The 12,296-nt window shown below is 67.1% G+C and carries 13 protein-coding genes; 6 read left to right on the forward strand and 7 right to left on the reverse strand.

Translation table 11 applies throughout. The features are described from left to right. Positions 1 to 24 precede the first annotated feature (24 nt). The 4 genes from AC1DSO_RS18930 to AC1DSO_RS18945 form a co-directional block, all read right to left on the reverse strand. A complete protein-coding gene (locus AC1DSO_RS18930) occupies positions 25 to 534 on the reverse strand; it encodes a dihydrofolate reductase (protein WP_477070286.1) in 510 nt (169 codons plus the stop codon). Next, entirely contained in the window at positions 531 to 1,370 is an 840-nt protein-coding gene (locus AC1DSO_RS18935; protein WP_477070287.1) for a thymidylate synthase, read from the reverse strand. Before AC1DSO_RS18935 ends, AC1DSO_RS18930 begins: the two co-directional genes overlap by 4 nt. A 212-nt stretch (positions 1,371 to 1,582) precedes the next feature. After that, entirely contained in the window at positions 1,583 to 2,533 is a 951-nt protein-coding gene (locus AC1DSO_RS18940; RefSeq protein WP_477070288.1) for an SH3 domain-containing protein, read from the reverse strand. Between the two features lie 84 nt (positions 2,534 to 2,617). Continuing rightward, positions 2,618 to 3,178 (reverse strand): DUF924 family protein, encoded by a 561-nt coding sequence (locus AC1DSO_RS18945; protein WP_477070289.1) that lies wholly within the window; start codon positions 3,176 to 3,178, stop codon positions 2,618 to 2,620. 105 nt (positions 3,179 to 3,283) lie between these two features. On the opposite strand from AC1DSO_RS18945, the gene AC1DSO_RS18950 reads away from it, so the two are divergent. Together AC1DSO_RS18950 and AC1DSO_RS18955 are read left to right on the forward strand one after the other, a co-directional pair. Further along, complete coding sequence (locus AC1DSO_RS18950; RefSeq protein ID WP_477070290.1) at positions 3,284 to 4,246, forward strand: RcnB family protein; 963 nt, start codon at positions 3,284 to 3,286, stop codon at positions 4,244 to 4,246. Positions 4,247 to 4,404: 158 nt separating this feature from the next. After that, positions 4,405 to 4,794, forward strand: a complete 390-nt coding sequence (locus AC1DSO_RS18955) for a DoxX family protein (RefSeq protein ID WP_477070291.1) — start codon at positions 4,405 to 4,407, stop codon at positions 4,792 to 4,794. A gap of 269 nt (positions 4,795 to 5,063) precedes the next feature. Here AC1DSO_RS18955 and AC1DSO_RS18960 read toward each other — a convergent pair whose 3' ends face one another. Continuing rightward, complete coding sequence (locus AC1DSO_RS18960) at positions 5,064 to 5,999, reverse strand: NAD(P)H-dependent oxidoreductase (protein WP_477070292.1); 936 nt, start codon at positions 5,997 to 5,999, stop codon at positions 5,064 to 5,066. 167 nt (positions 6,000 to 6,166) lie between these two features. On the opposite strand from AC1DSO_RS18960, the gene ilvC reads away from it, so the two are divergent. Continuing rightward, entirely contained in the window at positions 6,167 to 7,186 is a 1,020-nt protein-coding gene (gene ilvC / locus AC1DSO_RS18965) for a ketol-acid reductoisomerase (RefSeq protein WP_477070293.1), read from the forward strand. Positions 7,187 to 7,383: 197 nt separating this feature from the next. Further along, positions 7,384 to 7,965, forward strand: coding sequence for a YceI family protein (locus AC1DSO_RS18970; protein WP_477070294.1), 582 nt, complete (start codon positions 7,384 to 7,386; stop codon positions 7,963 to 7,965). Positions 7,966 to 8,100: 135 nt separating this feature from the next. Here AC1DSO_RS18970 and AC1DSO_RS18975 read toward each other — a convergent pair whose 3' ends face one another. Further along, on the reverse strand, positions 8,101 to 8,898 hold the full coding sequence (locus AC1DSO_RS18975) for a CAP domain-containing protein (RefSeq protein ID WP_477070295.1): 798 nt from the start codon (positions 8,896 to 8,898) through the stop codon (positions 8,101 to 8,103). 82 nt (positions 8,899 to 8,980) lie between these two features. Between AC1DSO_RS18975 and AC1DSO_RS18980 the strand changes: the two genes are divergently transcribed. Further along, a complete protein-coding gene (locus tag AC1DSO_RS18980) occupies positions 8,981 to 9,541 on the forward strand; it encodes a nucleoside 2-deoxyribosyltransferase (RefSeq protein WP_477070296.1) in 561 nt (186 codons plus the stop codon). A 439-nt stretch (positions 9,542 to 9,980) separates the two neighbouring features. Here the strand turns inward: AC1DSO_RS18980 and AC1DSO_RS18985 are convergent, their stop codons facing one another. Continuing rightward, positions 9,981 to 10,202, reverse strand: a complete 222-nt coding sequence (locus AC1DSO_RS18985; protein ID WP_477070297.1) for a hypothetical protein — start codon at positions 10,200 to 10,202, stop codon at positions 9,981 to 9,983. 167 nt (positions 10,203 to 10,369) lie between these two features. Here AC1DSO_RS18985 and AC1DSO_RS18990 point away from each other — a divergent pair, with 167 nt between their 5' ends. Next, entirely contained in the window at positions 10,370 to 12,262 is a 1,893-nt protein-coding gene (locus AC1DSO_RS18990; protein ID WP_477070298.1) for a M10 family metallopeptidase C-terminal domain-containing protein, read from the forward strand. The last annotated feature ends 34 nt before the right edge of the window (positions 12,263 to 12,296 follow it).

Raw genomic sequence — 12,296 nt, forward strand, 5'->3', positions numbered from 1 at the left:
GTCCGGGATGACAGGGTCTAGGGCCTAGCGCCGCTCCAGCACCCGGAACACGAAGGCGTGGTCATCGCCTTCGCCGGCGGGGTGTTCCTCGCGGCGGACCTCGGTCCAAGCCGCCTCGTCGAAGTCGGGGAAGGTCACGTCGCCGTCGACCGTGGCGTCCACCTCGGTCAGGTAGAGCCGCTTGGCCTTGCCCATCGCCGCCTCGAACAGGCTGCGGCCGCCGATCACGCAGACCTCTTCGGCGCCGTCATCCTCGGCTTGCTCGCGGGCCATCTGCACGGCTTCCATGAAGCTTTCGCAGACCACGGCCTGCTCGGGCGCGAACGAGCCGTCGCGCGACAGGACTAGGTTCATGCGGCCGGGCAGGGGCTTGCGGGGCAGGCTGTCCCAGGTCTTGCGGCCCATGATCACCGGCTTGCCCAGGGTGGTGGCCTTGAACAGGGCCAGGTCCGACTTCAGCCGCCAGGGCAGGTCGCCGTCACGACCGATCACGCCATTGGCGGCGCGGGCGACGACGAGGGCCAGAGGGATCAAACCGAAACCTCGGCCTTGATATGCGGATGGGCCTGGTAGCCTTCCAGAGTGAAGTCCTCGTACTCAAACCCGAACAGGTCGCGCTTGTCGGCGATCTTCAAGGTCGGGAACGGGAAGGGTTCGCGGGTCAGCTGCTCGCGGGCCTGGTCCAGGTGGTTCAGATAGAGGTGGGCGTCGCCGAAGGTGTGGACGAACTCGCCCGGCTCCAGGCCGACCACCTTGGCGACCATCAGGGTCAGCAGGGCGTAGCTGGCGATGTTGAACGGCACCCCTAGGAACACGTCGGCGCTGCGCTGATAGAGCTGGCAGCTCAGCTTGCCGTCAGCCACGAAGAACTGGAACAGGCAGTGGCAGGGCGGCAGGGCCATGTCGTCGACGTCGGCCGGGTTCCAGGCCGAGACGATGTGGCGGCGGCTGTTGGGATTGGTCTTCAGGTTCTCGACCAGGTTGGCGATCTGGTCGATCACCCGGCCGTCGGGCGCGGCCCACGAGCGCCACTGCTTGCCGTAGACCGGGCCGAGGTCGCCGTTCTCGTCGGCCCACTCGTCCCAGATGCGCACGCCGTTGTCCTTGAGGTAGGCGATGTTGGTGTCGCCCTTCAGGAACCACAGCAGCTCGATGAAGATCGAGCGCAGGTGCAGCTTCTTGGTGGTCAGGACCGGGAAGCCCTTGGCCAGGTCAAAGCGGATCTGCCGGCCGAACACGCCGAGCGTGCCGGTGCCTGTGCGGTCGCCGCGCTGGACGCCGTTCGCCAGGATGTCGGCGAGCAGGGCCAGATATTGCCGCTCGGGATGGTCGGCGGCGRCTTTGGCGGGAGCGAGGACGGCGGTGGTCATGGTGCGCGATTGTGACGGCGAATCGGGGCGTTGAACACCGCGGCGTGCGCAAGCGTCCACAGGGCGGCGTCAGTTATCCTCGCGCTAGAACCCCTCCCCCTTGCGGGGAAGGGGCAGGGGTGGGGGTGTCAGCGTTGACGTTGGCCACGTCGGAGCGACACCCCCATCCCCGACCCTTCCCCGCAAGGGGGAAGGGAGGCTTTCCTGATCGCCTACTTCCCTGGTTCCAGCGCCGTGTTCAGCACCCAGCCGACGTTGTCGTTCTCGTCGGCCACTTCCCACCACAGCTCTTGCTTCTTGCCGGTGGGATAGACGATCGCGCCGGCGGGCAGGGCGCGGATCAGCTTGCCGGCGGCCAGCGGGGCGGCGCGCAGGTTGGTGACGCGGGTGGCCACGAAGGTCTTGGACGGCGCGGCGACCGCGGCCGGAGCGCTGTCGGACAGCAGGCCCAGGTCGCCGATCATCTTCGAATAGGCATTGATGAACGACAGGGTGACAATGCGGCCGATCTCGGTGTCCTCGTAGCCGCCGCCGACCGCGCCGCCCCAGCCGATGCCGCCGCCCACACCCCAGCCGATGTCGTTCTTGACCGCATAGCCTTCGGCTACCGACGTGGTCTCGGTGGTGCGGACGTTGGTCAGCGACAGGACGGTGTTGGCTTCCAGCTTCTTGGTCTTGATGCCGCCGACTAGGCCGCCGACGCGACCGCCGATCAGGCCGCCGATCGCGCCGGCCACCGCGCCGCCGCCGGCGTTGCTGTCGCGACCCTGGACCTCGGCGACCAGCACGTAGTCGGCCGCCTTCACCTGGCCCTGGCCGACGTTGGAGCCGCGCTGCAGGCCGAGATTGCCGCCGATGGCGCGTTCCTTCTCGGCCGCGCTGAGGCCCGCGCCGCGATCGACTAGGTTGAAGCAGCCCGAGCGCTGGACGATGGCGCGCAGCACCTTCTGCGGCGAGGCCAGGTTGTACTGGGTCCAGCCGCTGGAATCGTCGCCGTCGACGATCGACAGCGTGCCCAGCTTGCGCGAGCAATGCGGGACCTCGGCCGAGGCCTGGGTCTGCATCTGCTGGCCCTTGCTGGCCTTGGCCTGGGCGAAGCCGACTTCCGGAGTCAGGACGATCAGCGCCAGACCAGCGGTCAGCGCGCGGCGAAAGGCTGTCATTCTCGATGTTCCCCGAACGGCGCCGGCCGAGGCCGGCGAAAGCAGTCCGACGCCGAAAGTCGCGCCAGGATTGAGCGAAATCGCCTAGCCCGCGAAACCGCCTTCGTCCAGAAATTCCTGTTCGGCGGGCGTCGTTTCGCGACCAAGCCCGCTATTGCGGTGCGGAAAGCGGCCGAACCTGGCGATGATGTCGCGATGGATCAGCGCGTACTTCATCGACTCCTCGTCGCCGGTGTCGGCCTGCAGCGAGGCGAACAGCTGGACGCTGAACTCCTGGTCGACCAGGGATTCGGAGTGCTCGAACGGCAGATAGAAGAACGGCCGCAGGTCGGCCGAGATGATCGGGTCGTGGTCGTGGCCGGCGGCGATGGCGGCACGGGCGAACATCCGGGCCAGCGGGTCGGTCGCGAAGGCGTGCGGCGTCTTGCGGTACATGTTGCGCGGAAACTGGTCGAGCAGGATCAGCAGGGCCAGCGCGCCTTCGGGCGTCTCCGCCCATTTGTCATAGCGCCGCATCGAGGCGCGGTAGTGGGTCTGCTCGAACTTCAGGGCGATGGCGGCATCGAAGGCGTGGTCCTTGGCGAACCATTTTTTCGGGCCGGCCTTGCGCCAGAAGCTGACGACGTCGTTAGGGTGCGCGGTCATCGAAGGCCCTCGTGAAGTCCGTTCAAGCCCGGTTCATCCGGTGAGTCCGAGTTTGCTATCAAGGGACAAGCCCGGGCCGCGCTTCAAGGCCCTTCGGAGCAAGAAATGAAACGTCTGATCACCACCGCCATGCTGCTTTCCCTGCTGGGCGGCGCGGCCGCTGAAGCCGGGGCCGCCGGCGCGGTGGCCGCGCAGCAGCAGCAACAGGCGCAGGCGCAGCGCGAGCAGCGCGGGGACGGTGGTCCTCGAGGCGATCGTGGCGGTGAGCGAGGCGATCGCGGCGGCGGCGATCGCGGCGACCGGGGCGGTGATCGGGGCGGCGGTGATCGCGGTGACCGGGGCGGTGATCGCGGCGGCGGCTGGAACCGGGGCGGCGGCGAGCGTCCGCAGCCCCAGCCTCAAGCGCAGCCCCAGGCCCAGCAGAACGGCGGCAGCGGTTGGAACCGGGGTGACCGGGGTGACCGCGGCGGCCGACCCGACGGCAATGGCAGTGGCTGGAACCGGGGCGACCGTCCCCAACAGCAGCCTCAGCCTCAACAACAGCAGCAGCAGCAGCAGAATAACGGCGGCCGCGACTGGAGCCGAGGCGGCCATGACGGCCGCGATCGGGGCGACTGGAACCGCGACGGCAATCGCGGCGGCTGGGACCGGAACGACCGCGACGGCCGCAACGACAGCCGTCCGGGCGGTTGGGATCGCAACGACCGCAACGACAACCGCGGCGGCTGGGACCGCAACGACCGCCGTCCGGGCCATGGCCAGTATCGCGACCGCGACCGGGGCCGTCCGCAATATGACCGCAACCACTACCGTCCGAGCTTCCGCTCCGCGCAGCGCTACCGCGCCCCGGCCTATCGCTATCCGCGCGGCTGGTACGTGCGCAGCTGGTCGTTCGGCGACTACCTGCCGGGCGGCTGGTACTCCAGCCCGTACTATCTGGACTGGTTCCAGTACGACCTGCCGCAGCCGCCGATCGGCTGCGAATGGGTCCGGGTCGGCGACAACGCCATCCTGGTCGACGTCTGGAGCGGCCAGGTCCTGAGCGTCTACTACGACCTCTTCTGGTAAAATCTGGCGGGCGGGTCTCCTTCGAGGCCCGCCCGTTCCCTTTTGGGGGATACCTCTCGTGGCGTTCATCGAATTTCTTTCATCGCGATGTCGGTCAGGGCGCGGTTCGGCCGTCCTAGGCCCGAAGGCGGATGTTCCGCCCGAAGGAGGAAGACCCGATGAAAGCTTCGCCCCTGGTGTGGACCGGCCGCGTCCTGACGGGCCTTTTCGCCCTCTTCATGCTGGGCGCGTCCATCGCGCCTAAGCTGCTGGGCATGCCCGTGGCGGCCCAGACCCTGGTCGCGCTGGGATGGAAACCTGACTACGTCCTGATGATCGGCCTGATGGAGCTGACCTTCCTGGCGCTCTATCTCTTCCCGCGCACGTCGCTTCTGGGCGCGGTGCTGATGACCGGCCTGCTGGGCGGAGCCATGGCCACCCAGGTGCGGGTCGAGAACCCGCTGTACAGCCACGAACTGTTCTCGATCTATCTGGGTCTGTTCCTGTGGGGCGGCCTGTGGCTGCGCGACCCGGCCCTGCGCGCCGCGTTCCCCTTCCGCCGGGCCTAGCCGCGCCCATATCGGCGAAAACTCGAGGAGGCGCCAAGGGCGTCGCGCTGGGCGAGGAGGGCGAGCGCCTCGGGGCCTCGGGCCCGTCGACCTCGATCTATCTGCGGGATCCCGACGGCAACGGGCTGGAGCTGCGAGGGTAGGGCTCTAAAAACCCGTGTCATCCCGGAAGCCTCGCAGAGGCTATCCGGGACCACCGGAAGCGCTGAGCTTGTGGCGGTCCCGGCTCTCCGCTCCGCTGCGGCCGGGATGACAGGATAGGGCGACCCTCACACGTTCGTCGTCGACTTCGCCGCCCGCTCGTCGTCCTTGGTCGCCACGACGCCCTTGCGCTCGACGTGGCGGATGAGAGCGCTGGCCCAGGCGTCGAACGGTTTCAGGCCCTCGACATCGGCCATCATGTCCTCGATCTGGTCATCGGCGTACGGAACGCCCTCGCCGAAATCACCCGCCACCCACAGCTCGTCCGGCACCTCGATCCCGCTGTAGCGGCACTGCCAGACCAAGCCCTGATAGGCCAGGCGCTCGTCRTGATAGGGCTCCTCGGACGGATCGAACCAGGCCTTGTGCTGGACCAGCTTGGGCCGGCCGTCGTCGCCGATCTCGTTGGCCCCGCCGTCGCAATAGGTGAAGAAGCCGGCCGTGCGGCCCTCCAGGTGGTTCTTGGTCAGCCGCCGCCATTCGGGCGAGCGCTCCAGGGCCTGGGCCTTCAGCGTGTCCTTCTTGTCGATCAGGTCGGGGCGCGGATTGCCGCCCGCCGCGCAGACCAGGCGGTCGAACATCAGCTTGAAGTTCGAGCTGGGCCCATACCAGTTGGTCGGCCCTACGAACGCCCAGGCGTCGGCGCGGGCCAGGCGGCCATAGAGGTCCAGGTCCCACATCAGGTCCGGCTGTGTGGTCGAGCGCGGGCCGTAGCAGTTGCAGGGCCACACGCAGAGCGCCATCGACGAGCTGACACAGGCGTTGCAGGCCTGGATCTTGGGCTTGCCGTGCTGGTTGCCCAGGTCCTCGGTGTCGACCTGCCAGCCGGGCGGCATCCTCGCCGCCATCCGCAGCATCAGGGCCCGGGCTTTGGAATCCAGGCCCGGGCAGCTGTTGTGGCGGCGCTGCGACCCGGCGACGATCAGGACGCGCAGAGGGCGCTGCTCGATGGGCTGGGGCGGGACGATCGGCGGCTCCGGGCCGTCCAGGTCAAGCACGGACATGGCGAACGAACGCGCGAGCGCTTAAAACGTGGCCGCGAAGGCTTTTGCATTTCGGCGTTCTGTCGGCTTCACCTTGACGAAACGGCAAAAAAACGCTCAAACGCCCGGCCTTTGTCGCTCCGCCGTTGCGCCGGGCGACCCTGATTGACCAGTCCTGGAGAAAAAACATGCGCGTCTACTACGACCGCGACGCCGACATCGCCCGCATCCTGGACCGGAAGATCGCTATTGTAGGCTACGGCAGCCAAGGCCACGCCCACGCTCTCAACCTTCGTGACTCGGGCATCAAGAACGTCGCCGTCGCCCTGCGCGCCGGCTCGCCGACCGCCAAGAAGGCCGAAGGCGAGGGCCTGAAGGTCATGACGGTGGCCGACGCCGCCGCCTGGGCCGACCTGATCATGATCCTGGCGCCCGACGAGCACCAGGCGGCGATCTACAAGAACGAGATCGCCCCCAACATCCGCGACGGCGCGGCCCTGCTGTTCGCCCACGGCCTGAACGTCCACTTCGGCCTGATCGAGCCGAAGGACACCATCGACGTCCTGATGGTTGCGCCGAAGGGCCCGGGTCACACCGTGCGCGGCGAGTACCAGAAGGGCGGTGGCGTGCCCTGCCTGATCGCGGTGCACCACAACGCCACCGGCAACGCCCTCGACCTCGGCCTGGCCTACGCCTCGGCCATCGGCGGCGGCCGCTCGGGCATCATCGAGACCAATTTCCGCGAAGAGTGCGAGACCGACCTGTTCGGCGAGCAGGCCGTKCTGTGCGGCGGCACCGTCGARCTGRTCCGCGCCGGCTTCGAARYGCTGGTGGAAGCCGGCTAYGCGCCGGAAATGGCCTATTTCGARTGCCTGCACGAGCTSAAGCTGATCGTCGACCTSATSTAYGAAGGCGGCATCGCCAACATGAACTACTCGATCTCGAACACGGCCGAGTACGGCGAGTACGTCACCGGCCCGCGCATCATCACGCCGGAAACCAAGGCCGAGATGAAGCGCGTGCTGGAAGACATCCAGTCGGGCAAGTTCGTCCGTGACTTCATGCTGGAAAACCAGGTGGGCCAGCCCAGCTTCAAGGCGACCCGTCGCCGCGCGGCCGAGCACCAGATCGAGGAAGTCGGCGGCCGCCTGCGCGGCATGATGCCCTGGATCGCCAAGAACAAGCTGGTCGACCAAGCGAAAAACTAGGAGCGCGATAGCCGAAAGTGGTCGCCGGTTTCGGCGGCCATCGCGCGACCCGCAAGAACTTCAGTACTCTCGCGTAAAATCCCACGAAGCCCTCGGCCCTCCCAAGGCCGGGGGCTTTTCGTTTGTGGGTTGCGCGGTTTGGCGGGGCTTGGAAAAGTCCGCTCCGGTCCCGCTTGGGGACGCGACGGAGACGCCCGATGAAACGCCTGCTCGCCACCCTGATCGCCGGCGCCGCCCTGGCCGCGGCCGCCGCACCCGCCTTCGCCGCCGAGGTCGCCTACAAGCTGGACCCGGCCCACACCGAGACTACCTTCGTGGTCGACCGCTTCGGCTTCACCTCGGTGATCGGCATCTTCGCCAAGTCGGAAGGCACGATCTGGCTGGACGAGGCCGCGCCCGAGAAGTCGCGGGTCGAGGCCACGGTCACGGTCGACAGCCTGCTGACCGCCGACCCGACCCGCGACCAGCACGTCAAGGGCGAGCGCTGGCTGAACGCGGCCAAGAACCCGACCATGACCTTCAAATCGACCAAGGTCGAAAAGACCGGGGACATGACCGCCAAGGTCACCGGCGACATGACGATCATGGGCGTGACCCAGCCGGCCACCCTGGACGTCAAGCTGAACAAGATCGGCACGGCCCCGAACAATCAGAAGAAGCAGGCCGGCTTCACCATCACCGGAACGGTCAGCCGCAAGGCCTTCGGCAGCGCTAGCGCGGCCGGGATCATCGGCGACGCGGTGGCGATCCGCATCGAAACCCTGGCGGTGGCTCAATAAAAGCTGTCATCCCGGCCAAGCGCGAAGCGCGCCGAGCCGAGACCCAGGGCAACCGCTCTGGGCTTGGCCCCTGGGTCCCGGACAGCCTCTGCGAGGCTTCCGGGATGACACGTGTTTTGATGTGCGTGGGCACGCTCACCCCAGCACGAACACCGGCCCCCAGGCCACCTCGTAGCGGTGTTCGCCCGACGACAGGTGCGGGCGCAGTTGCCAGGCGCCGGGGGCCAATACGCTGGGCGGGCGGCCTTCGACATAGGTGGTGGTCAGCACCTCGCCGCCAGGCTCGGACACCGAGAACTGGCGGATCGACGGGGCGGCGTTCGTCAGGGCCCGGGCGATCTCGTCGGCCGAGCCTACCCGCAGCGGGGCCGGGCCGGCCAGGCGCGCGGCGACCTCGGCATAGGCCCCGACCGCGATGACGCGCGGACCCTGGCGCAGCACGCCGTAGCCGACATGGCTGAAGCCCGGAGCCAGCAGGTTGGCGCGGTGGCCGGGGCTGGTGCGCCACTGGCCCATGATCTGATCGGGCGTCACCGGGCCGGCGGCGTTGCGGCGCATGGCGATGTTCTCGCCCGGCGCGCCCACCAGGTCGCGGGCCAGCAGGCCGACCCGACCGGCCGGGGAATAGCCTTCGCGGGTCAGGTGGTCGAAGACCTCGGTGACCGCCATGTCGGCGGCGTGGGCGCGGGCGGCCAGGGCAAGGCCCTTGTCCCAGACCAGCGGGCGCGGTCCCTGGCGGCCGCGGAACAGGTTGTTGAGGTCCAGCAGGGTCTCTTCGAAGTCCGGGTCGAAGTCGCCGCCGGGCGGGTCGGCCAGCAGGCCGCGCAGGCGGCGTTCGTAGGCGATCCAGGGCTGCGGGGCGGCCGACCACGCGGACGTGGCGGCCAGGGCGAGCGGCGCCGCCAACAAGGTTCTTCGCGCGATAGACCTCATTCGGTCTCCAATTGGAGGACGGGACGTCCTCGAAAATGCTTCGGTCATTGACTTCAGGCCCCAGGACCCAGACCTAAGGCGCATGCGTCCTGTCCGTTCCCTATGGCTCGCCGGCCCCGAGGCCTGGCTCCCCGATGCCGAAGCCCACGCCGCCCGGCAGCGGGCCCTGTGCCTAGAGGCCGGGCTCGAACCCCTGACCCCCGCCCGCATGCCGGCGGGCGAGGGCGGCGACGAGATGGAGGCTCGGCAGTTCTACGCCGGCCGCATGGCGCAATTGCGCCAGGCCGACGCGGCGGTGATCAACCTGACCCCGTTCCGAGGCCCCTCGGCCGACACCGCCGCGGTGTTCGAGGCCGGGGTGCTGGCGGGCCTGGGCAAACCGACCTTCGCCTATCTGAACGTCACCAGCGAGATCCAGGCCGAATACGTGGCCCGCGTCGACACCATCCTCGGCGCGACCCTGGACGAGAACCGCATCTGGCGCGACGGCGACGGCTGCGTGATCGAGGACCACGGCCTGCCCGAGACCGTCATGCTGTGGGGCGAGGCGAGGCGGCTGTTCGTGATCGTGACCCAGGACCCGCTGCGCGACCTGACCGGGCTGGAGCTGTGCCTGCAAGCGCTGGCGCTGTACGCGGAGTAGGGGGCGGGGGCAGGGCGGCTAAGGGGGAAGCAGATCTCAGCTGCCGGTACGCTTTAGTCGCCAGCTTCGGATCATCTGCGTTACGGCCGCTGCCCAGCCTGCATTGACGGACAACCGCTTGAAGATCCAAGTCATGAAGCCCAGCAAAACGGTCGCCCAAAAAGCTATCAGGCCGACATGAAGCCAGAACTCGCCGGGTCTATCCGCGAGTTCTATCCACTTGCCCCGAGATCCACGGACGGCGTGATGCGTCGCGGCCTCGTAAAGCCACCAGACGAAAACGGCTGACGAAGCGAGGCCCGCTGCAAGAGACACTGCAAGCGCCGCCGTCGCGCAGACCAGTTCAAGCCGAGATGGGCGAGGTTCAAGAATGTCACTCATCAAGGGCGAGATTGGCGCGACCGCCGAATGTCCGCAACGGGTGGTTGACGGACGTCGACTACAACCATTCGATCTTCCAACCAGCCTCCAGGAAATAGCCGATCAGGTCGCCGCGATCCGCGACCCAGTTATCGAAGCAGGAATCCGACGCGAACGTCGGGTCGGGTGAAGTGAGGATCAGAAAGCCGCGAGTAGCGGGGCTGTCATCGAGGACTTCGACAAACCGCCCCGCCTCATCCCCGGCAAGGATCCTTCCAACTCGTTCGATAGGAACCGTCATCGTCACACCCTCGGCGACTCGAGGCCTCAATGCGAGATCCGCAACGGGTGGTTATCCGGTGCTGTACGACGATGTCGCCTCAAGGTAGAGCTCCAAGACGACTATCGCATGTCACGCTCCGAACGACTTGGATCGGCTTTGCGTAGGCAGTTCTTGAGGAAAAAGACATGGCGACGCCGACGGTCCAGGACATCCTCGCCTCGATGACGCGCGGACGGGAGGGCTGGGCGTTACCCGTCGTGACTTACGGCTTCCCGACCACCGCCAGCGACTGGACGGATTATGGGCCGGGTTCAGAGCCCTACCGGACGGACTTCAGGGCGCTTACCGCCACCGAAGCCGAGGCCTTTCGCAAGGCGGTCGCGGCCTACGACTCCTACATCGCCCTGAGCTTTAAGGAGGTTCAGGAACCGGGAACCACCGCCGACATCCGCGCGGCTGTCACGACCGACACCTTGGGTCTAGCAGGGTGGGCTTTTGGTCCGCGCCAGGGCGAGCGGTTCGGCGGGGACATCTGGATCAGCGCGAAGCAGAGCCCAAACTACTATCTTCTGCTCCACGAGCTGGGGCATGCCCTGGGCCTCGCGCACCCCAACGACCCAGGCACGCTGCTGCCGGCGGACTATCAGGGATGGCCCTATTCGAACATGGGCGGAGGCGGGGGCTACCCTACGCTCATCCTGAGCGTCCAAGGCGCCGGCACGAACGCCGTAGCCTCCCTCGATTCGATCATGTCGGATGCGCCCAAGCTTTATGACGTCTTAGCCCTGCAGGCGCTGTACGGGGCCGATCCGGAGACCGGCAAGGGCGATACCGTCTACGTCCTGAACGCGCCCACTACGGTCGGTAGGGTCCTCTATGACGCGTCTGGTTTGGACACGATCGACGCCTCGTCCAACACCCGTTCCTCGAAGATCGATCTCGAGCCGGGCTCGTTCTCGAGCATCGGGCAGTTCTCGGTCGAGGACCAGGTCAAGTACTACAAGGCCCAGTACCTGCAGATCGACTGGAGCGTCTGGTTATCGAAGGACGTCCAGTCCGACCTCTACACCTGGACTGACAATGTCTCGATCGCCTTCGGGACGATCATCGAGAATGCGATCGGCGGCGCGGCCAACGACATCATCTCGGGTAATAGCGCCGCCAACGAGCTCAAAGGACTAGGCGGTGACGACACGCTGAACGGCCGAGATGGCGTCGACACGGCGATCTTCACGGGCGCCGCCAGCGAGTACGTCTGGCAGAAAGGTCAGGACGGCAAATGGATCGTCCGAGACTCGCGCGCCGGCCGCGACGGCGTCGACACCCTGGAGCACATCGAGATCCTGCGCTTCTCTGACAAGAGCGTCGCGTTGGCGGTCTCGCTGTCACCGGCGATCGAGACCGCGTTCGCGTCCATCCTGCGGGCGGGCAGCGGCTCCAGCGCCTACACGAGCTTCGCCTCCGACCTGCAGCTGAAGATCTATGCCGGCGCGACGGACACCGCCGCCTTGTCGGCCACTATTCGCGCCGCCGGGGCCACGACCTCGGTCGCCTCGCTGGCCTATGAGTTCTTCACCGGCAAGGTTCCGAGCGAAGGCGGCATCGACTATCTGGTCTCGCCGACCGGACCGAACGCCAACAATCTGAACAGCGCCTACTACCAGTCGTTCAACCTGGAAAACCGCTACATCAACTTCGCGGTCAACCTGGGCAAGGTCGGTGAGGGCAAGGACGCCTTCGCGACCAAATACGGGTCGCTGAGCATGGTCGACGCCACCCGCGAGGCCTACAAGACGATCTTCGGCGCGGCCCCGACTGACGAGAAGATCCACGCCATGATCGACAGCCGCGTCGACTATTTCGCGGCCTATGGCGGCGACGGTCCGAACGGTATCGGGACCAAGGCGGCGATGGTCGGCTGGCTGCTGGCCGAAGCCCAAAAGGCCGACCTGGGCGTCATTGTGAAGTCCAATGACGCCTGGCTGACGGATCTGGCGGACGGCTCGGCGCCGTTCGCCATCGACATCCTCGATCCCGCCAAGGGCTACTACAAGGCCGACTTCATCTTCGGCGGCTAATCACGGCGATCCGCCATCGAGACGGTTAAGCGCA

Source organism: Caulobacter sp. P4_E5 (assembly GCF_056401555.1).